Source organism: Bradyrhizobium symbiodeficiens, from assembly GCF_002266465.3.
GTDB classification, from domain to species: Bacteria; Pseudomonadota; Alphaproteobacteria; order Rhizobiales; family Xanthobacteraceae; genus Bradyrhizobium; species Bradyrhizobium symbiodeficiens.
This window is the reverse complement of the sequence record NZ_CP029427.2, coordinates 6,599,700-6,618,876: the sequence shown is the minus strand read 5'-3', so window position 1 is coordinate 6,618,876 and position 19,177 is coordinate 6,599,700. Positions and strand designations below refer to the sequence as shown.

Below are 19,177 nucleotides of genomic sequence, written 5' to 3'. Positions count from 1 at the left end.
TGCCGTGTCGAGGAAGCGGTGACGCCTCAGGCGTAGGCCACCCAGCCGCGGAACGCGAAGCCGGTGTAGAACAGGGTCGGGTCAGAGAAGCCGGCCTCGCGCAGGATCACCTCGTCCTGCGCGGGTGCGAGAATCTCAAGATGGTTGGTGACGGCGTTCCGCGCGGCCGCCGCCTGCTCGGGCTCGACACCGGAGGCGGCCAGGAACGCCGAGTAGCGCGACAGCCACAGCGGGCGCTCTTCCTCGCCGTCGGGCGCGCTCAGATGCGCGACCACGAACGGTGCGCGCGGCTTGAGCCGGCGGCGGACCTCCGAGGCGATGCGGCGCCGCTCGGCGACATCGACGAAGTGCAGGGTCAACAGGCAGGTGGCGCCGTCGAACGGTCCCTCCGGCGCATCATCGATATAGCCTTGATGAAGGCGTGCACGGGGTGCGAGCGGCCCCAGGGTTTGCCCGGCCAGCGCCAGCATCGCCGCAGACGGATCGACGCCGTCGAAGCGCCAGCCGGGATGCGCTTGCGCGAACGCCTTGAGCTCGAGGCCGCCACCCGCGCCGAGGACGAGCACCTGCCCATCGCCGGGGACGCTTTCGGCGAGCAGAATCGCCGTCATTGACTGCATGGCGTCATAGCCCGGTACGAAGCGCCGCGGCCCCTCGGTGTATCTCGCCACGAATTGTGGATCGGAGAATGCGGCTTGAATGTCGGTCATGATGTTGTCCCCGTGAATGGAGCCGTTCACGCGCGATGTGCGCTGATGTCGTGGATTTTTCGAGACCCGAGCCGCTTGCGAAGATCCTCGCCCAGCATCGCCAGCGTCACCTCGCCGAGCCGTTCCAGCAGCAGCGCCTCCGCATCGTCAAAGGCCTGATCGAGCGCGGCATTGACGGCCTGCTCGACCAGACAGCCGGGCGCCTCGGTCCGGTTGCCCATCGCCAGCAGCGGGGGATTGCCGAGCGCGGCATAGACGTCGCGCAACGTCACCTTCGACAGGTCGCAGGCGATCGTCCAGCCGCCGCCGTGCCCCTTCTCGGAGCGGACGTAGCCGATCTCCCGCAGACCCGCCATGATGCGGCGGATCACCACCGGGTTGGTGTCCATGGCCTTGGCCAGCGTCTCGGACGTGAACGGCCCGGGCTGCTGCGCCATGTGCAGGAGGACGTGGAGAACACCGGAAAGTCGGGAATCCCGTTTCATGTAACTTTGTATGTTACATGATGGTTTGGAAGTCAAGTCGACGTCGTTGCCGAACGCGAGGGGCCAGCGCGTCGGCCGATGGGGAGCTGCGGTGGAGAGGTGTTGTGCTGTCTTGATCTCTTGCGTCGACCTAAAGCAGCGCTTTGGGTAGCAGCATGTGAATGCCCTTGTTGCCGTCGACGAGTTGGGTGACCCGCAGGTTGCCGGCCAGCGAGCACAGCATGTAGGCCTCGTTACGCGTGCGGTTGGTCCGCGCGCAGACGTGCTTGACCATTTCCCGGACGGCCTGCTTGGCGGCGTCATCGAGATCCTCGTCGAGCCCGATCGACATCAGATGCGTGGCGCTCTCGGCAAAGGGCCATTGGAGGCCCATGTCCTTGCGAACCGTCAGGCGGAAGGTCCCGGTGACGCCGGTCTCGAGGGCGGTGATGCAGACTTCGCCGTCGCCCTGCACGCCGTGGCCGTCACCGGCGAAGAACAATGCGCCCTCGTTGAACACCGGCAGATAAAGCGTCGTGCCGGCCCGCAGTTCCTTGTTGTCCATGTTGCCGCCGAAGGCGCGCGGAACGGGTGACCCGCAACGGCCCCAGCTTGGCGGCGGGGCCGTGGCAATGATGCCGAAAAAGGGCGCGAGCGGAATCTCGGTGCCCCATGGCATGATGCAGACCTCGCGCTCGCGGTCGATCACCGGATGGATCGTTTCATAATCCGTGAACTCGTCCGGCAGCGTTCCGAGCAAAGGAAGGATCGACACGAAGCCCCAATCCTGGCGAACTTTCACGTTGAGGATATCGACCTGGAGGGTGTCGCCGACATTGGCGCCGCGCACATAAACGGGGCCGGTGATGAAGTGAGGTCCCGGCCCCGGCTGCATCGTCTCAAGGGCAACTCGATAGTCCTCGGGGACCAGCGAGAGGTCGTCCGGCAGCGTTTCCTTGCCTCCTGCCGGGAAGCTGTGCAGCGTCACGCTGTCGCCGGAGTTGATTTCCAGCACAGGTCGTGTGCTGCAGTCCAGATAGCCCCAGACCATGTTTTCGGGCGTACTGGCTATTTCGTGGTGGCGTTGCATCGGATGAACTCCAGGCGTGGTGGGTGCTCTCTCGCGGGCGGGCGACCGTTCCGGGGGCGCCACGGGCGTGACCGGCAAAATCGTCCTCGGATATTCTAGGCTGCGGCAATCCTTCGGCTATACTTGGCCTCAGGCCCTGCGCGGTGTTCCGTGCAAATGGCGGGCCGAGGGAGAGATCGATGAGGCGGTCCCGTTTCACTGAGAATGAGATTATTCATCTCCTTGCCGAGGCGAGCTCCGGGGTGTCGATTGCAGAAATCTGCAAGGCTGCCGGCATTACAGAGCGCACGTTCTATCGCTGGCGCCGCAGCTTCGGCGGCCTAGACGTCCGCGCCGTTCAGCAGATGAACGAGCTGAAGTCCGAGAATGTGCGTTTGCGCGGCCTCGTGAGCAATCTGTTCGAACAGTTGCGCAACGCGGATACTGAAAAGAAAGACGGCACAACGACGGCCGCGCCGCAGCAGGGCACTCGCGCCAGCCGGATCGCAGCGGAGAAGTGTGGCGGCGCGCTGACCGGCCGCTTCTCCTCAGTGCGCGTCAATCCGTAACCTGCGGAATCCGCTCGAGGGGAATAGAACCTGCAAATGCATTGCGGTTCTGCAAATTCTTTGTGCAGCGATAATGTCAAAAATGACGGAATCGATCTCGGTCCGCCGACGTTTCCCGCTGACCGATTGCATAACGAGCGGAAATGAGGCGCAACGAGATCAAGAATCCAGCGTTCGCGTCACTCGCGCGACATATTCATCGCCAGGTTCAAATCACGTGCAGAATGCGTCGCTTATTTCGCCTTGATGCGCGGAGGTCGGCGCCTAGTCTTTGAGCTGCCTTTCAGCAGCTCTGGAGAATTTTGCGCCATGACCAATCATGTTCGTCCTCCGGCCACGCCGAGTGGTCGTGTGCTCAACCGCCGCCGATTCCTCGCAGCCTCGTCGATGCTCGTTGCCGGCATCGGCGCCGCACCGCTCATGGGATCCCGTACCGCGTCCGCCGCCGGGCTCAAGACCGTTCGCTTCAGCGAGGCCGTGCACAATCTGGGCTACATCAACCTCTACGTCGGCATGCATGCCGGCATCTTCAAGAAGAACGGTCTCGACATGAAGGTGAGCGCCGCCGGCGGCGACACCCAGACTTTCGCGGCCGTGCTCGGCGGCTCCGCGGACTTCGCGATCGGCGATGCGACCATGGCGCAGATCTCACGCGAGAATGGCGGCCCCGGTGTCGTTGTGGGAACGGTCGTGCAGCGCGCACATTATTTCGGCGTCTCTAAGACGCTCAAGCCGATCACCGATCCGAAGGAGTTCAAGGGTCTCAAGATCGTCACCTCGCCGGAGCCCAACACCAACTTCAGCGTCACAAAGCGGATGCTGGAAAAAGCCGGGCTCAAGCTGGGTACCGACGCCACGATCGTTCCCGTCAATCCCGGGACCGAGATCGCGGCGATGCTGGCAGGGCAGGCCGACATGGCGGTTGCCTATCAGCCGAGCGTCGCCGCCGCGGAGGCGCAAGGCGCCAAGGTCGTGTTCGATTTCTCGAATTATGTCGGGCCGTTTTGCAACACCGGAATCATGGTGTTGCCCTCGACCATCCAGAAAGATCCTGAAATGGTGCAGGCGCTCGTCACCTCGTTCGAGGAGGCCTCGCGCAAGACCTACGCCGATCCGGCCTTTGCCAAGGAGGTCGCACGGAAAGAGTTTCCGGATCTGCCCGGCGAGGTCGTCGACAAGGCGATCGACGCGGAGCTGAAATATTTGATCCCGGCGCAGTCCGTGATCACCAAGCAGGATCAGTGGAAGAATCTCATGGACATGCAGATCTACCTCGGCAATGCCAAGGGATCGGTTTCGTTCGAGCAGATCATCGACAACTCGTTCGCTGAAAAGGCGATTGCAAGCCTGAAATGATCGCCGAGGCTGCCACATACGCGAAGCCCGGAGAGGGTGGGGCCCTGGACGGCGCCGCCCTCCCGCTCGTGGTCGAGCATGTCGCCAAAGGCTACGATCTCGATGGCCAGGTCGTGCCTGTCATCGCCGATCTCAGCATGACGCTGCGCAAGGGCGAAATCGTCAGCATCGTCGGCCCTTCCGGCTGCGGCAAGACCACGCTGCTCAACACGCTGTGCGGCCTGCTGGCGCCCGATGCGGGCCGCATCCGCTGGCATGGCCGGCAGGTTTCCGGTCAGCCGCAAAACGTCGGCTACATGTTGCAGAAGGATCTGCTGCTGCCCTGGCGCACCGCGCTCGGCAACACCATGCTCGGCCTCGAGATCCGCGGCGTCGCTGCCGCAGAGGCGGAAGACCGCAGCCGGGCCATGCTCGATCAGCTCGGGCTGCACGGGTTCGCGGACCATTACCCCTCGACGCTGTCGGGCGGCATGCGGCAGCGCGTGGCGCTGGCGCGGACCCTTGTGAACGATCCGGACGTGTTGCTGCTGGACGAACCATTCGCCGCACTCGACTTCCAGACCAAGCTGCTGATCGAGAACGACATGGTGGATCTCGTGCGCAAGGGCGGACGTTCGATGCTGCTCATCACCCATGACATCGAGGAAGCGGTGTCGCTGGCCGATCGCGTCGTCGTGCTGACGCGGCGTCCGACGCGGGTCAAGACGACCTACCGGATCGAGTTCGGTGCCGACCGCGGCGACATGATCTCGCTGCGCGAGAGGCCGGATTTCAGCCAATATGTCCGGCGCATCTGGGCCGATCTCGATATCGCGATCCAATGACGACAGGTATCGAGACCCGCATGGTTGACGCGTCGAAGCCTGCCGGAAGCGTTGCATCGCCACTGGCCCGCGCAAGATGGAAGAGATTGCGCGACGGCCTCGCCGTGCTCGCGACCCAGGTGCTCGTCCTGGCCGCTCTGCTCGTCCTGTGGGAATACGCGACGCCGAAGGGCAGCCCCGCGGCCTTCATGTTCGGATCGCCGTCGGCGATCGCGGGCTTCCTGGTGCAGATGGCACGGGACGGAAGCTTGTGGCGCGATGCAGGCGTCACCGGCATAGAGACGTTGCTCGGCTTCTTCATGGGCAATCTGGTCGGCACGCTGCTCGGTTTGTCGCTCTGGTATTCGCGGTTCGTCTCCCGCGTCGTCCAGCCGTTCGTGATCGCACTCGGATCGATCCCCATCATCGCGCTCGCCCCCATCGTGATCATCTGGTTCGGCACCGGACTGGTCTCGAAGGTCGCGATGTCCACCCTGTCGGTGGTGATCGTCGCGCTGGTGACGTCCTACAAGGGAGCGGTCGGCGTCGATGGAGACCAGATCAATCTCATGAAAACCCTGGGCGCCTCGAAATTCCAGATTTTCCGGAAGCTCGTGATCCCGGCCTCGCTCACCGATATCTTCGCAGGCCTGAAGCTGACGGTCGGCTTCGCGTTGATCGGCGCGATCGTCGGCGAGTTCATGTCGTCGTCCGAGGGCCTGGGACACGCCATCTTCAAGGCCGGCTCGCTCTACATCATTCCCAAGGTGTTCGCCGCGCTGGTGGTGACGATCGTGCTCGCGCTGGTTCTGACCTGGCTGGTCGGCAAGATCGAACGGCTGCTGATGCCATGGCGCCGACCGGCATAGGGCAGATCGCTTCCGACTTCATCCGCATCGCACGTCAACCTCAGTACATCCGAAAACGCCCACGGAGGAACCATGTCCAAGCGCATCAGCAAGGCCGGAAACATCAAATACGCGCTGTCCGGGGACGACAAGTTCATCGCGAGCGTCGAGCCGGGCGAAACCTTCGTGGTGGAGTGCGCCATCAACGCCAATGACGGCACCATTCGTCACCTCGGGCAGCAGTTGACAGAGGCCGACGTGACGATGCCCTTCGTGAACGGCGCCACCGGTCCGATCGAGGTGCGCGGCGCAAAGCCGGGCGACATGCTGCGCCTCGAAATCATCGACATGGAGCTCGACAAGCTCGGCTTCACCGCGCTCTGGCCGGGCATCGGCATGTTTCCCGATTGGGTCAGGCGCAAGGAGTTCGGCATCCAGACCCGGGTCGTCGAGGTCAAGGACGGCCTCGTTCACTGGAACGAGCATCTGAAGCTGCCCATCAGGCCGATGATCGGCGTGGCCGGCGTTGCGCCGGTTCACGGCGCGGTTCTCACCGTCGACAACGGAACGCATGGCGGTAACATGGACGTTCAGGAGATCACCACCGGCAACAGCATCTTCTTCCGCGTCAACAAGGACGGTGCCCATCTTTTCCTGGGGGATTGCCATGCCATCCAGGGCGACGGCGAATGCAACGGCATGGGCGCAATCGAGATCGCGGCCAACCTCACCGTCAAGGTCTCGCTGGCCAAGGCCCCCGCGAGGCTGAATCACCCGCGCATCGAGACCGCGACCCACATCTGCACCCTCGGATGCGCCCGCCCGCTCGAAGACGCGATGCGCATCGCGTTCGAGGAGATGGTCTATTGGATGGAGGACGACTGGAAGATCCCGGCGGCCGAAGGCTACATGCTGCTGGGCCAGATCGCAGAGGCCCGCTGCACACAGGTGGTCAATCCGAAATACACGTATATCTGCAAGGTGGAGCGGAGCCTGCTGGAGCGGTATCACGGGTGAAACGGTCTCTCGGGCCTGAATGCCCGACGCTCCCGACAAGGGATGTCACAGCCCGATATTGCCGCGGATCGACGTTTTTGCGGTCAACGTAACCCCTTGATTTCCCTCATGCCGTCTACTGTGCATGGGGTTGTTTTCGATATTTTTGCTTGGCCGGTACAACGGAAACGCGCTGGCTCGGAGGCCGTCCGGCTTCCGCCCTACTTCATCACCCGCAATCCCTTGGTCGTGAACCGCTGCGACTTCTCGCCCGGCCGCACCGGCCGCCTTGTGCCGGCAGCCTTGCCTGTGCCGGGGGGCTGGTGTGCGGGCACGAGCTGATGTGGCTGCGAGCCGATCAGGTCGCGGCGGCCCATCTCGATCAGGGCCTCGCGCAGCACCGGCCAATTGTCAGGGTCGTGATAGCGCAGGAAGGCCTTGTGCAGCCTGCGCTGGCGCAGCCCCTTGATCGCCTCGACCTTGTCGCTGCCGCCGTGGCGCACGCCGCGCAGCGGGTTGACGCCGGTGTGGTACATCGCGGTCGCCGTCGCCATCGGCGAGGGCAGGAAGGTCTGCACCTGGTCGGCGCGATAGCGGTTCTTTTTCAGCCACAGCGCGAGGTTCATCATGTCCTCGTCGGTCGTGCCCGGATGCGCCGCGATGAAATAGGGGATCAGATAATACTTCTTGCCGGCGCGCTCGGCGGCTTCGTCGAACATGCGCTTGAACTTGTTGTAGGCGCCGATGCCTGGCTTCATCATCTTGTCGAGCGGGCCGCGCTCGGTATGTTCGGGTGCGATCTTGAGGTAACCGCCGACGTGATGGGTGACGAGTTCCTTGATGTATTCCGGGCTCTCGACCGCCAGGTCGTAGCGCACACCCGAGGCGACCATCACCTTCTTGATGCCCTTGGTCTCGCGCACCTTCCGATAGAGCCGGATCAGGTCGTCATGCGAGGTGTTGAGGTTCGGGCAGATCTCAGGGAAGACGCAGGACGGACGCCGGCACGCGGCCTCGACCTTGGGGTCCTTGCACGCCATCCGGTACATGTTGGCGGTGGGGCCGCCGATGTCGGAGATCACGCCGGTGAAGCCCGGCGTCCGGTCGCGGATCTTCTCGATCTCGCGGAGAATAGAACCCTCGGAGCGGTTCTGGATGATGCGGCCTTCGTGCTCGGTGATCGAGCAGAAGGTGCAGCCGCCGAAGCAGCCGCGCATGATCGTCACCGAGAACTTGATCATGTCCCACGCCGGGATCTTCGCATCGCCATAGGACGGATGCGGCGCGCGCGCGTAAGGCAGGTCGTAGACCGCGTCCATCTCGTCGCTGGTCAGCGGGATCGGCGGCGGGTTGAGCCAGAGATCGCGGTCGCCGTGGCGCTGCACCAGCGGCCGCGCATTGCCGGGATTGCTCTCCCGATGCAGCACGCGCGAGGCGCGGGCATAGGCTTCCTTGTCCTGCTCGACCTGCTCCAGCGCCGGCAGGCGGATCACGGTTAAGCCCTTCTGGCGCGTCGCGCCCTCGTCGGCGGAATCGAGATCGTCGGCGTGCAACTCCTCATAGTCCTCAGGCACGCGGCGAAACAGCGCGACGCCCCTGATGTCGTCCAGCGCGCGCGGCGCTTCGCCGGCGGCGAGCCGCTGCGCGACTTCGACCACGGCGCGTTCGGCATTGCCGTAGAGCAGCAGGTCGGCCTTGGCATCGGCGAGCACCGAGCGGCGCACCTTGTCCGACCAATAGTCGTAATGCGCGATCCGGCGTAGCGAGGCCTCGATGCCGCCGAGCACGATCGGCACGTCCTTGAACGCCTCGCGGCAGCGCTGGGCGTAGACGACGGTGCAGCGGTCCGGCCGCCTGCCGCCTTCGCCGCCCGCCGTATAGGCGTCGTCGCTGCGGATGCGGCGGTCGGCGGTGTAGCGGTTCACCATGGAGTCCATGTTGCCGCCGGTGACACCGAAGAACACTTTCGGCTTGCCGAGCACCTTGAACGGGTCGGCCGAGTGCCAGTCGGGCTGCGAGATGATGCCGACCCGAAAACCTTGCGCCTCCAGCAGCCGGCCGATGATGGCCATGCCGAAACTGGGATGGTCGACATAGGCATCCCCGGTCACCAGCACGATGTCGCAGGCGTCCCAGCCGAGCGCATCCATCTCGGTGCGGCTCATCGGGAGGAACGGCGCCGGCTTGCGTGGGCGCGCCTGAGCCATCAGGGGCTTTGCGGCGGTGATCATCTGGGTGTCCATGGCGCCTACGCATAGGACTCCGCGTCCCCGAATACAACCGACGGAGGCGTGAAAGATCGAGGTTCCCGGACGGCAGTCCAGGCACGTTAACCGTTCAAGAGCGCGTGCCGCTTCGTCATCTCCCAGCGTAGCCCGGCTCGGTGCCACCAGGTGTGTGATGCCTTCCACAGTCCGGCCGGCGCCATCGCGTCATGCTCTCTCCAATCTGGAAGGAGAGCCCCATGTTTCTGATCGACGCGCTGCTGATCCTGGCGATGTTGTTTTTCCTGTTCCTGCCGATCACCGACCGCCGGACGGTGCGGATGAGGGTCTGCATGCTGTGCGCGCTGCTGGCGGTGTTCTCGGTCTCCGTCACCCGCACCCATGTCGGACCGGTGCAGTTGGCGGGCGTCGTCTCGACCCACTGACCACCGCAATCGTCGCATGCGGCGATCCGGGTTCTCACCGCAGCCGTCATGGAGTATTCGATCACGCGATGGGCAGGGAAACATCAGAGGGCGATCGTGAGGCGGTCGTGGCCACAACATCGTCCGCCGGTGCCTGGCTCGGCGTGTTTGCGCTGATCGGCTTCGTCCTGGTCGCAACGGCGCAGGCTTCCAACCAGGTTCTGGCGCGGGGGCTCGCAGGCTCCGTCCCGCCCTTCGCGCTCGCCTTCTTCCGCTGGAGCATCGTCGCAATCGGGCTCGCGCCGATCGCGCTCAGGGAGATCCGCGATGGCCGCGTGGCGCTTGGCCGAAATCTCTGGCCGATCCTCGCCGCCGGCTTCATGGGCATGTTCCTGTGCGGCGGTCCGGTCTACGCTGCCGGCGTTTCGACGACGGCGATCCACATCGCGCTGATCATGGCGCTGTCGCCGATCACGGTGCTGTTGATCTCGGCCTTGCGCGGCATGGAGCATGTCGGTCCGCTGCAATGGCTCGGCACGGCGCTGGCGCTCGCCGGTGCGCTGCTCATCATCTCCGGCGGCCATCCGCAGACCCTGATCGAACTTCAGACCGCGGCGGGCGACGGCCTCGTCGTGATCGCGATGCTCGGCTGGTCCGGTTACACGCTGCTGCAATCGCGCGTCGCGCCAAAGGCCTCGCTGCTGGCACGCATCAGCCTGTTCTCGGGCGCCGGCGCCCTGTTCTCGCTGCCGCTCGCGGCGATGGAGATGTGGGCAAGGCCCGACGAGGTCTTCAGCACCAGGGCGTTGTCGGCCTATGTCTTCGCCGGGATCGTTCCCGGCCTGCTCGCTTATGCCGGCTTCGCCTGGCTCGGCGGCAAGTTCGGCTCGGTGCGAACCTCGCTCGTGCTCTATCTCGGGCCGATCGCAAGCGCGCTGCTGTCTTTCGCCATCCTCGGCGAACCGCCGAAGCTGATCCATCTTCTCGGCGGCCTGCTGATCCTGGGTGGCGTCTGGGCCAGCCTGCGCCGCTAGTTCCATCCGCATGCGCGCCCGCAGGAACCATCCGCATGCGCAGACATTCTGATGGAGGCGTCGCCGCGAGCCCGGCTCGCGCGCGCTCTCAAATGTTCGCCTCTCGCGATGGGGGAGCTGTGAGTTCAGTCATTGAGAACCTGCTGTTGCGAAAGCAGAAGCTCGTGGAGCAGCTCGAACAGGCGCCCTCGGTCGAGGACCGCGACAGAATCGAGCACCAGCTCGAGCAGATCAACACCGCGCTGGATTTTCTGGACAGGCCGGGACCGAGGGAAGGGCGGTAGGACCGCTCATTCCACGCCCGACGCCTCCACCTTCAAGGCCTCCACCTTCAAGGCCTTGGCGTAGACCACGCCCGAATTGGTGATATGTGTGGTCATCAATTCCTCGAAGGCGGCGAACTCGCCGCGCGCGAACAGTTCGAGCAGCCTGCGATGCTCTTCGAACGAGGTGCGGGTCCGCACGTCGATCGGCGATGTCAGATTGGTGCGGAGCGCGGCGACGCGGCCGGAGGCTAGCTGATAGGATTCGGCGAGATAACGGTTGCCGCAATGGGCGAACAGCGCCTCGTGAAAGGCCGTATCGGCGCGGCCATAGGCGATGTTGTCCTTCGTATTGACCGCCGGCTCCATCGCCGCAATGGCCTCGCTGATCGCGGCGACCGCACCGTCGCGATCGTGACGGTAGGAAAGCTCGGCAGCTTTGGGCTCCAGCGCGATGCGGAAAGTGCAGAGCGCGGTGATGTCGTCCGCACTCGGCGTGAACACGAAACTCCCGACCTGCGGGCGGATCACCACGAGGCCTTGCGCCTGCAACTGGTTCATCGCCTCGCGCACCGGCGTACGGCTGACGCCGAAGGAATTCGCCACCATCTCCTCGGAGATGGCCGCTCCCAGCGCGAACTCGCCGTCGATGATCGCCTGTCGCAGCCGCTGCATCACCCGCTGCGACAGGGATTTCGGCGTATCGAGCTTGAGCGATCGCATCGGTGCCCTCAGACCACCTTGCCGGGATTGAGCAGATTGTCGGGATCGAGCGCGGCTTTCAGCGTCCGCATCAGCGCGATCTCGGCCTCGCTCCTGGCATGGCCCAGCCACCTCTTCTTCAGCGTGCCGATGCCGTGCTCGGCCGAGATGCTGCCGCCGAGCTCGCGGACGAGACCGTAGATGATGGTGTCCATCTCTTCCTTCGGCTGCTGCTCGACGGAGAGACCGGTGACCCAGGAAACCAGGTGCAGATTGCCGTCGCCGATATGGCCGTAATAGACGCTCTCGCAGCCTTTGATGCCGGACGCCAGCGCCGCCTTGCAGCGCGCGACGAACTCGTCCATCCGCGCCACCGCAAGGCCGATGTCGTAGGAGATGTGCGGCCCCAGCACCTGACCGAACTCGGCGCAGATGTCGCGCACGCGCCAGAAGCTCTGCGTCTGCGCCAGCGATTGCGCCACCGCGGCGTCGGCCAGCAGCCCGCGCTCCATCAGCTCTTCGAGCCAGGCCTGGAATCGCGGCGCGTCCAGACTCTCGTCGGTGCCCTGCGCCTCGACCAGCACGTAAAGGCCGTGACCTGCGGCGACCGGCGGCTTGACGCCTGCGCGAGCCGTGATCACTTCCCAATAGTCCGGCCACATCACCTCGAAGGCCGACAGCAGCGGGCCAAGCCCGCTGCGCGCCGCCTCCAGCAGCGCTATCACCGCGGTATAGTCCTTCAGCGCGCAGAGCGCGGCCATGGTCGAGCGGGGCTTCGGAAACAGCTTCAGCACGACGCGGGTGATGATGCCGAGCGTGCCTTCCGAGCCGATGAACAGATGCTTCAGATCGTAGCCGGCATTGTTCTTCATCAGCTTGTTGAGGCTCGTGATGATGGTGCCGTCCGGCAGCACGACTTCGAGACCGAGCACCAACTCGCGCGTCATGCCGTAGCGGATCACGCGGTTGCCGCCGGCATTGGTCGAGAGATTGCCGCCGATCGCGCAGGAGCCGCGCGAGCCGAGATCGAGCGGAAAGAAGAAGCCGGCCTCGTCCGCGGCCTTTTGAATCGTTTCCAGCGGCGTGCCGGATTTCACCGTCATCGTCATCGAGGCGCGGTCGATCTCCTCGATGCCGCTCATGCGCTCCAGCGAGATCGCGACCCAGCCGGCCTCGGGCGATGCGCCGCGGCACAGCCCGGTCAGCCCGCCCTGCGGTACGAACGGCAGATGCGCCTGCCGGCAGGTCGCAATCGCATCGGCCACGCCCTGCGCGTCGACCGGGCGGATCACCGCGAGCGGCGTCTGCGGCAGGCTCGCGCTCCAGTCGTTGCAATTGCGGGCGGGAACGTCGGTGCCGATCAGGACGGCGGCTGCGCCGAGCTTGTCGCGCAGGGCGCCGAGCAACTGGTCGGGCCGCTTCATCGGGGTCACCATGTTCATGCGAGACCTCCCTAAATCTGGCTGCGCCCATGCGCGCCGTGACGGGGAAAAGGATTTGCCTCTTTCTTGTATGTAAGGTACAAGACCGAAAGTAAAGCAAAAACATAGCTCGAGAGCCCTTTGAGTTCCGTTGGGAATCAGGGGCTTGGTCCGAGATCGCAGCTTGGAGGGTGGTGAGATGACTGAGGCAATTCGCGGGTTCTGGGTGGCATCGGCGACGCCGCTGGCGGCCGACGGCAGCGTGGACCCGGCCAAGCTCGCCGCGCACGCCAAGCAGCTCTTCGTCAAGGGCGTCGACGGCGTCGTGCTGTTCGGCACCACCGGCGAGGGTACCTCGTTCAATGTCACCGAGCGCATTGCGACCATCGAAGCCGTGCTCAAGGCTGGTGTTGCGCCGGAACGCATCGGCATTGGCGGGGGCTTCCCCGCCATTACCGACGGCATCGCACTCTCGCGCGCCGCGCTCGGTCTCGGCCTGCGTCACGTGCTGGTGCTGCCGCCTTACTCCGATCGCAGCGTCACACCTGAAGGCATCGAGGATGCCTTTGCCGCGATCATCGACGGCGTCGCCGACGATCGGCTGCGCGCCTATCTCTATCACATCCCGCAGATCTCGGGCGTTGCGATCCCAACCGGCGTCGCCGCGAACCTGCGCAAGCGTTACGGCAAGGTGATCGCGGGCCTGAAAGATTCGAGCGGCGACTTCAAGCAGTTCCAGGCGTTCCGTGCCGCGGCTCCCGATCTGGCCATCACCGTCGGGAACGAAACCGACATCGCCCGCGCGATCGCCGCCGGTGGCGCCGGCACCATCTGCGGCATGGCCAACATCGCGCCGGAGCTGGTCAAGGCGATGATCGAGGGCAAGGATGTCGAACCGCGCATGCAGGCTGCGGCCGAAATCGTGCTGAAGACTCCGTCGTTCCTCGCGACCCTGAAGGCCATCATCGCGGCGCAGACCGGCGACCCCACGTGGTTGCGCGTGCGCCCGCCGCTCCGCGCATTGTCGGACGGCTCCGCGTTCAAGCGCAAGCTCGACGAGTTGATGGCTCCTGCCATCGCGTGAGACTGCACAACATCGCGACACGCCGCCGCGATTCGCGCGCTGCGTGTCGCCGCCGGCGCGCCGCCAATTAGAGATTGCCGTTCAATGCCGGTCTGTTCTTAGAACGGTTCCACACTAGAGCGATTCAAGCTCGGCTACGGTTCTCCTCGATCTCGCCGGCTGTTACACGCGCACACTTCGATGTCCTGACGTGAAGTGGATTGAAAGTGCGTGCCTCCGTGGATGGCCTGCGTATCGGCAGCCATCGTCATCGTGCCGGCGGGAGCCGTGCAGGTCTTCTCGTCGGTGTAGTCGTGCTGCTCACCGAATTTTCGTCCCACACGACGAGCGCGCAGGCGCAGTCGGCGCTGCCGCCGGTGACGGTGGAGGCCCCGGCGCAGCGGTCCAGGCCAGCACGCGCATCGGAGCAATCGTCACGCCGCATGCAGGCCGCTCGCCGCCAAGCCGCCCGCAATCCTGCCCCCACGCCGCCAACGCTCTCGGAGCGCGCGGCCGCGGAAGCCGCCGCGCAGCAGGCCGCCAAGCTCGGTTATCGCGCGATGCCGAGCGCGACGACGCTGCGCAGCGGCGCCTCGCCCCTTGATACGTCGCAGGCCGTCAACGTCGTGCCTGAGCAGGTGCTGAAGGACCAGCTCCCGCGCAACATCGACGATGCGCTCATCAACGTCTCCGGCGTCACCCAGACCAACACGCTTGCCGGCAGCCAGGACGCCGTCATCCGCCGCGGCTTCGGCGACAATCGCGACGGCTCGATCATGCGCAACGGCATGCCGCTGGTGCAGGGACGCAGCTTCAATCCCGCCGTCGAGAGCGTCGAGGTGCTGAAAGGACCGGCCTCGCTGCTCTACGGCATCATGGATCCCGGCGGCATCGTCAACACCATCAGCAAGCGCCCGGAGCTCTACCAGCACGGCTCGGTCACGCTGCTCGGCTCGGCGTTCAATGCCTCCAAGACCGGCGCCGACGGCCTGCTCGACGTCACCGGTCCGATCGGCGACCAGGGCCTCGCCTATCGCTTCATCGGCTACGGCGTCAGCGAGGACTATTGGCGCAATTTCGGCCGGCACCGCGAGATGTTGATCGCGCCGTCACTGGCCTGGTACGGCCAGGACACCACGGTGCAGCTCAATTACGAGCATCGCGAGTTCATCTACCCGTTCGACCGCGGCACGGCGTTCAGCCCGGTGACCAAGGCGCCCCTCGCGGTACCCGCCACGCGCCGTCTCGACGAACCCTTCAACAACACATGGGGCACGTCCGATCTGCTCCAGACCTCGGTCGAGCATCGCTTCAACCCGGATTGGAAGCTCTACGCGGGCTACAGCTACAACACCGAAACCTTCAGCGCCAACCAGCTCCGCATCACCGGCATCAACTTCACGACCGGCAACGAGACGCGCAGCAACGACGGCACGCGGGGCTCGCTCAGCAATGTCAGCTACGGAACGTCCTACATCTCGGGCGGCTTCTGGCTCGGCAACATGCGCAACGAACTGGTGTTCGGCGGCGACGGTCAGTACCGCACCATCTATCGAGACAGTCTGATCCGGCAGGCGACGCCCGCCATCAACATCTACAATCCGGTCTATGGCCTGATCGGGCCCGGTACGACGGTGTCCAACAGCGACAGCGCCCAGACCGACAAGCTCGGCCAGTGGTCGCTGTTCGTCCAGGACACGCTGCATCTGACCGACCGGCTCGCGCTGGTCGGCGGCGCGCGTTACATGGACTACGACCAGATCGCCGGACGCGGCAAGCCCTTCGTCACCAACACCAACGTGTCGCAGGACAAGGTGCTCCCGCTCGGCGGCGCCATCTTCAAGCTCACGGATCAGGTTTCGCTCTATGCGAGCTATACCCAATCGCTGAAGCCGAACTCGACCATTGCGCCGATCGGCGTCGTGATCGATTCCAACGTCGCGCCGGAAGAGGGCGTGTCGTACGAGACCGGCGTGAAGTTCGATCTGAACAAGCGCATCTCCGGGACGCTGGCGCTCTACGACCTCGACAAGAAGAACGTCCAGACGACGAAGACGAACAGTGCGGGCATCGTGGAGCTTCACACCGTTGGCCGTGCGCGCTCGCGCGGCGTCGAGCTGGACGTCACCGGCAGGCTGACCGACAATTGGGCCTTGATCGCCAGCTATGGCTACACGGATGCTCGCGTGACGGCGTCCGAGGATCCGACATTACTCGGCAGGAAGCTTCAGAACGTGGCCCTGAACACCGCTTCGCTCTATCTGGTCTACGACTTCGGCACGGCATTGCCCGGTCAGCTCCGGCTCGGCGGCGGCGCTCGTTACGTCGGCGACCGTCCCGGTGATTCCACCAACAACTTCTTCTTGCCGTCCTATGTGGTCGCCGACATCTTTGCGACCTACGAGACGAGATATCAGAACACGCCGGTGATCTACCAATTCAACGTCAAGAACCTGTTCGACACCGTCTACTATCCCTCCGCCGTCAACAATCTCAACGTCGCCATCGGCGATGCGCGGCGCGTCTCGCTGTCGGCCACGGTGAAGTTCTAGCCATGGCCGCGCGGCTGGGACACACCATTAAGGCGGTCCTGTTCCAGGTCCATTCCGTCGCGGGCCTGATCCTTGCGCTGCTGGTGTCCCTGATCGCGCTGACCGGCGCGATCATGAGTTTCGAGGACGAGATCGTCGATTACCTCAATGCCGGCATCATGCAGGTCGCGCCGCGTCAGGCGCCGGCGCTGATGCCGGACGAGTTGGTGGCGCGGTTGAAGGCAGCCCAGGACCTCGGCAAGGTCGCCGCCGTCACACTGTCGAGCGATCCATCTGCTGCGGTTCATATCCGTTTTGCGCGCGACGAGCGGGGCGGACGACCCACCTCGCTCTATGTCGATCCCTACGATGCGCGCGTGCTAGGCTCGCCGCGCGGCGAGGCGTTCTTCGCGACCGTGCGCCGGCTGCATCGCTGGCTGTTCATTCCCGGCGACGGCAAGGGCTGGGGTCGTCCGATCACCGGCACGATCGCACTCGGCCTCATCGTCATGCTGGTCTCGGGCCTCGTGCTGCGCTGGCCGCGCCGTGCAGGCAGCGTGAAGATGTGGCTGAAGCCGAATCTCGGGCTCAGCGGCCGCGGGCTGCACCGGTCGCTGCACACCGTGATCGGCACATGGGTGCTGCCGGTCTATCTGACGATGACGCTCACCGGGCTGTTCTTCTCCTTTGAATGGTACAAGGACAGCGTCACATGGCTGCTGGCGCGTCCACACGTTGCCGCGGCGAAGATGCCGGCGAAGTTGCCGCGTGCGGCCCGCCGTGCCGAGCCGGCGCCGCCAGTCGGATTCGATCTGGCATGGACGACGTTCCAGCACGAGGAGGGCGATCGCTTCTCCAGGGCCTTGCTGACGCTGCCGGCGGGGCCGGGCACGGCGGTCCGGATCCGGTCGTGGGGCAAGGATTCATTGCTGGAGACCACGCGCGACGAATTCCGCATCGATGCCGTCACCGGCCAGCTGGTCTCCGCGGAGCGTTATGCTGACAAGACGTTCGGCGAGACAATCATCGCGGCCATCTACGACATCCATCGCGGCGAGATTCTGGGCTGGCCAGGCAAGCTCGCCTTCATGATGGCCGCGATGCTGATGCCGCTGTTCTCGGTCACCGGCATCCTGCTCTATCTGTCGCGCCGCAGGCTGCGGCGTCCGGCGCAGAAGCCGCTCGGACGGCTCGTTCCGGGCGAATGAGCGGACGAGGTGGCCGCCGAGAGGCTTGAAAGCCGCTCGATCTCTTAAGCCGAGGCCGAGATACTCCAAGGCGTCCCATTGCGGCATAAGAAACTCTTGTCTGGGACGCTCTGGAATGGTTCGATCCTCTCCACACGCTCAGGTCGGTGGGAGACTTCTCCAGCAATGTCTGAACGAGACGAACTTGAAGAGACGGCGCTGCCTGCGGTGCTCGTCAGCCGCAGTGATCTGCCCGTGCCGCTGGTTCACCCGGCGCGAAGTTTCTTCGGGGGGCTTCCCAAATTGCCTCCGCATGTCGACTGGCCGACGGCAGTCGTCATGGCCTGTGAAACATTAGAGACAGTTGCGCTGACATTCGTGGCCCAGATTGACCTGGCTGAAGTTCCGGGTGCCGGCTGGTCGCCACTTCCGACGCGGGGCACGCTCTATTTCTTCTGTAGCTCTGTGTTCGTTGGCGAGAGACATCCACCCTGTCGCGTCCTGTATAGCCCGGCGGACGGCAATGCCTATCCCGACCGCGCGCCACCGCCGGATTTGATGCCGTTGGCGGGCAACGAAGGTGACCGCCAGGTGAAATGGCTCGACCCGAACCTCGATTTTCATTCCAAGGTCGAGTTCAAATATCCGGTGTCCTTCCGGCCGTTCCGCGACTTCTATTTCCGCGAGGATGCCGTCGGAGGCGAGCTGATGATCAAGGAACTATGTAAGGCGCTGGGTCCAGGCGAGCCGCCGGAGAGTGATCTGCTTCAATTTCGAAGCGTGGCCGAGTACGAGAAGGACGAGGATTGGCCCTTCAACTGGCTGCTGGTCGCTTGCGTGGTTCGGTCCGTATTGTCTCATGTCCAGCGCGATCTAACGCTTGGATATTCCGGCAGGCCGCTCACCGACGAAGCGGCTGTGGAATTGAAGCGTCTTCGCGCCGGTGCAGTCGGGTGGCTCGAGCGCTGTCGGGCGCTGACCCCGATGGACGATGTCGATGCGGACACGAAGGCAGCCTTCAGGTCCTGGTGGTTCGACATCGTGCAGGCCTACAAGAAGATGAATGGGCAAGTCCGCACCTATGCGGGTGAAATCGCGGGAGACCTTGGCAATGCCATCAACCATACGATCCGCTGCATGGCGACGCATGATGTCGACGCTCCTGACGACGCGCCTTTGAGCTACGTTGCGAATCTCGCGCGGCAAAATCATTGGACGACGCCGACCGCAGAAGATGGGCAGCGCCGCCATTTCAGAACGGCGATCCATCAGATGCTGGGATATGGCAGTGGGCCGCAGGATGCGACGGAGGAGCACCTGGAGGAGATGTTGCTGCTTCAAATCCAGGGTGATCTTGCCTTTTTCAACTGGCACTCGGATATCGGCGGCGTGCTTCAATTCTGGATCGATCGCGATGCGCTTGCTCAACGCGACTTCTCGCGGGTCGTCGCCACATACGAATGCGATTAGCCTGATCTCCGCGCGTATCTCGTGTTCTCCAATATCGCTGGCCAACGCCGCCGCAATGGTTC

The 19,177-nt window shown here is 64.4% G+C and carries 18 protein-coding genes; 12 read left to right on the top strand and 6 right to left on the bottom strand.

Going from position 1 to position 19,177, the window contains the following annotated elements:
* Positions 1–26 precede the first annotated feature (26 nt).
* The 3 genes from CIT39_RS31195 to CIT39_RS31185 all read right to left on the bottom strand — a co-directional run bounded on the left by CIT39_RS31195 (position 27) and on the right by CIT39_RS31185 (position 2,264).
* Positions 27–710: a class I SAM-dependent methyltransferase gene (locus tag CIT39_RS31195; RefSeq protein WP_181955124.1), complete on the bottom strand. Its 684-nt coding sequence runs from the start codon at positions 708–710 to the stop codon at positions 27–29.
* A 26-nt stretch (positions 711–736) separates the two neighbouring features.
* Positions 737–1,195, bottom strand: coding sequence for an Rrf2 family transcriptional regulator (locus CIT39_RS31190; RefSeq protein WP_094976472.1), 459 nt, complete (start codon positions 1,193–1,195; stop codon positions 737–739).
* Positions 1,196–1,325: 130 nt separating this feature from the next.
* A complete protein-coding gene (locus CIT39_RS31185) occupies positions 1,326–2,264 on the bottom strand; it encodes an acetamidase/formamidase family protein (protein WP_094976473.1) in 939 nt (312 codons plus the stop codon).
* Between the two features lie 179 nt (positions 2,265–2,443).
* Here CIT39_RS31185 and CIT39_RS31180 point away from each other — a divergent pair, with 179 nt between their 5' ends.
* From CIT39_RS31180 to CIT39_RS31160, 5 genes are all read left to right on the top strand, one after another.
* Positions 2,444–2,812, top strand: a complete 369-nt coding sequence (locus CIT39_RS31180; protein ID WP_094976474.1) for a transposase — start codon at positions 2,444–2,446, stop codon at positions 2,810–2,812.
* Positions 2,813–3,121: 309 nt separating this feature from the next.
* Positions 3,122–4,168: an ABC transporter substrate-binding protein gene (locus CIT39_RS31175; protein WP_094976475.1), complete on the top strand. Its 1,047-nt coding sequence runs from the start codon at positions 3,122–3,124 to the stop codon at positions 4,166–4,168.
* Positions 4,165–4,992: an ABC transporter ATP-binding protein gene (locus CIT39_RS31170; RefSeq protein WP_244607484.1), complete on the top strand. Its 828-nt coding sequence runs from the start codon at positions 4,165–4,167 to the stop codon at positions 4,990–4,992. The genes CIT39_RS31175 and CIT39_RS31170 overlap by 4 nt, the downstream gene beginning before the upstream one ends.
* Before the next feature lie 20 nt (positions 4,993–5,012).
* A complete protein-coding gene (locus CIT39_RS31165) occupies positions 5,013–5,840 on the top strand; it encodes an ABC transporter permease (RefSeq protein ID WP_244607483.1) in 828 nt (275 codons plus the stop codon).
* Between the two features lie 72 nt (positions 5,841–5,912).
* Positions 5,913–6,836: an acetamidase/formamidase family protein gene (locus tag CIT39_RS31160; RefSeq protein WP_094976477.1), complete on the top strand. Its 924-nt coding sequence runs from the start codon at positions 5,913–5,915 to the stop codon at positions 6,834–6,836.
* A gap of 200 nt (positions 6,837–7,036) precedes the next feature.
* Here CIT39_RS31160 and CIT39_RS31155 read toward each other — a convergent pair whose 3' ends face one another.
* Complete coding sequence (locus CIT39_RS31155; protein ID WP_094976478.1) at positions 7,037–9,058, bottom strand: YgiQ family radical SAM protein; 2,022 nt, start codon at positions 9,056–9,058, stop codon at positions 7,037–7,039.
* 221 nt (positions 9,059–9,279) lie between these two features.
* Here CIT39_RS31155 and CIT39_RS31150 point away from each other — a divergent pair, with 221 nt between their 5' ends.
* From CIT39_RS31150 to CIT39_RS31140, 3 genes are all read left to right on the top strand, one after another.
* Complete coding sequence (locus CIT39_RS31150) at positions 9,280–9,465, top strand: hypothetical protein (RefSeq protein WP_244607482.1); 186 nt, start codon at positions 9,280–9,282, stop codon at positions 9,463–9,465.
* A gap of 107 nt (positions 9,466–9,572) precedes the next feature.
* Positions 9,573–10,478 (top strand): DMT family transporter, encoded by a 906-nt coding sequence (locus CIT39_RS31145; protein ID WP_244607481.1) that lies wholly within the window; start codon positions 9,573–9,575, stop codon positions 10,476–10,478.
* Between the two features lie 119 nt (positions 10,479–10,597).
* On the top strand, positions 10,598–10,762 hold the full coding sequence (locus CIT39_RS31140; RefSeq protein WP_162848680.1) for a hypothetical protein: 165 nt from the start codon (positions 10,598–10,600) through the stop codon (positions 10,760–10,762).
* Positions 10,763–10,768: 6 nt separating this feature from the next.
* On the opposite strand, the gene CIT39_RS31135 is transcribed toward CIT39_RS31140, so the two are convergent.
* Together CIT39_RS31135 and CIT39_RS31130 are read right to left on the bottom strand one after the other, a co-directional pair.
* The gene (locus tag CIT39_RS31135) at positions 10,769–11,464 is read right to left on the bottom strand and encodes a GntR family transcriptional regulator (RefSeq protein ID WP_094976481.1); all 696 of its coding nucleotides are present in this window, start codon (positions 11,462–11,464) and stop codon (positions 10,769–10,771) included.
* Positions 11,465–11,472: 8 nt separating this feature from the next.
* A complete protein-coding gene (locus tag CIT39_RS31130; RefSeq protein ID WP_094976482.1) occupies positions 11,473–12,885 on the bottom strand; it encodes an FAD-binding oxidoreductase in 1,413 nt (470 codons plus the stop codon).
* A gap of 178 nt (positions 12,886–13,063) precedes the next feature.
* Here CIT39_RS31130 and CIT39_RS31125 point away from each other — a divergent pair, with 178 nt between their 5' ends.
* The 4 genes from CIT39_RS31125 (at position 13,064) to CIT39_RS31110 (ending at position 19,115) form a co-directional block, all read left to right on the top strand.
* The gene (locus CIT39_RS31125) at positions 13,064–13,948 is read left to right on the top strand and encodes a dihydrodipicolinate synthase family protein (protein ID WP_094976483.1); all 885 of its coding nucleotides are present in this window, start codon (positions 13,064–13,066) and stop codon (positions 13,946–13,948) included.
* A 200-nt stretch (positions 13,949–14,148) separates the two neighbouring features.
* Positions 14,149–16,479: a TonB-dependent siderophore receptor gene (locus CIT39_RS31120; protein WP_162308777.1), complete on the top strand. Its 2,331-nt coding sequence runs from the start codon at positions 14,149–14,151 to the stop codon at positions 16,477–16,479.
* A 2-nt stretch (positions 16,480–16,481) separates the two neighbouring features.
* A complete protein-coding gene (locus CIT39_RS31115) occupies positions 16,482–17,666 on the top strand; it encodes a PepSY-associated TM helix domain-containing protein (RefSeq protein WP_094976485.1) in 1,185 nt (394 codons plus the stop codon).
* Between the two features lie 165 nt (positions 17,667–17,831).
* Positions 17,832–19,115 carry a DUF1963 domain-containing protein gene (locus tag CIT39_RS31110; RefSeq protein ID WP_094976486.1) on the top strand — a complete coding sequence of 428 codons (1,284 nt, stop codon included), beginning with the start codon at positions 17,832–17,834 and terminating at the stop codon, positions 19,113–19,115.
* Positions 19,116–19,177 lie beyond the last annotated feature (62 nt).

What these genes read in the sequence shown, in the direction of transcription:
- CIT39_RS31195 (WP_181955124.1), bottom strand. Translation starts at nt 710, where the DNA reads ATGACCGACATTCAAGCCGCATTCTCCGATCCACAATTCGTGGCGAGA.
- CIT39_RS31190 (WP_094976472.1), bottom strand. Translation starts at nt 1,195, where the DNA reads ATGAAACGGGATTCCCGACTTTCCGGTGTTCTCCACGTCCTCCTGCAC.
- CIT39_RS31185 (WP_094976473.1), bottom strand. Translation starts at nt 2,264, where the DNA reads ATGCAACGCCACCACGAAATAGCCAGTACGCCCGAAAACATGGTCTGG.
- CIT39_RS31180 (WP_094976474.1), top strand. Translation starts at nt 2,444, where the DNA reads ATGAGGCGGTCCCGTTTCACTGAGAATGAGATTATTCATCTCCTTGCC.
- CIT39_RS31175 (WP_094976475.1), top strand. Translation starts at nt 3,122, where the DNA reads ATGACCAATCATGTTCGTCCTCCGGCCACGCCGAGTGGTCGTGTGCTC.
- CIT39_RS31170 (WP_244607484.1), top strand. Translation starts at nt 4,165, where the DNA reads ATGATCGCCGAGGCTGCCACATACGCGAAGCCCGGAGAGGGTGGGGCC.
- CIT39_RS31165 (WP_244607483.1), top strand. Translation starts at nt 5,013, where the DNA reads ATGGTTGACGCGTCGAAGCCTGCCGGAAGCGTTGCATCGCCACTGGCC.
- CIT39_RS31160 (WP_094976477.1), top strand. Translation starts at nt 5,913, where the DNA reads ATGTCCAAGCGCATCAGCAAGGCCGGAAACATCAAATACGCGCTGTCC.
- CIT39_RS31155 (WP_094976478.1), bottom strand. Translation starts at nt 9,058, where the DNA reads ATGGACACCCAGATGATCACCGCCGCAAAGCCCCTGATGGCTCAGGCG.
- CIT39_RS31150 (WP_244607482.1), top strand. Translation starts at nt 9,280, where the DNA reads ATGTTTCTGATCGACGCGCTGCTGATCCTGGCGATGTTGTTTTTCCTG.
- CIT39_RS31135 (WP_094976481.1), bottom strand. Translation starts at nt 11,464, where the DNA reads ATGCGATCGCTCAAGCTCGATACGCCGAAATCCCTGTCGCAGCGGGTG.
- CIT39_RS31130 (WP_094976482.1), bottom strand. Translation starts at nt 12,885, where the DNA reads ATGAACATGGTGACCCCGATGAAGCGGCCCGACCAGTTGCTCGGCGCC.
- CIT39_RS31125 (WP_094976483.1), top strand. Translation starts at nt 13,064, where the DNA reads ATGACTGAGGCAATTCGCGGGTTCTGGGTGGCATCGGCGACGCCGCTG.
- CIT39_RS31115 (WP_094976485.1), top strand. Translation starts at nt 16,482, where the DNA reads ATGGCCGCGCGGCTGGGACACACCATTAAGGCGGTCCTGTTCCAGGTC.
- CIT39_RS31110 (WP_094976486.1), top strand. Translation starts at nt 17,832, where the DNA reads ATGTCTGAACGAGACGAACTTGAAGAGACGGCGCTGCCTGCGGTGCTC.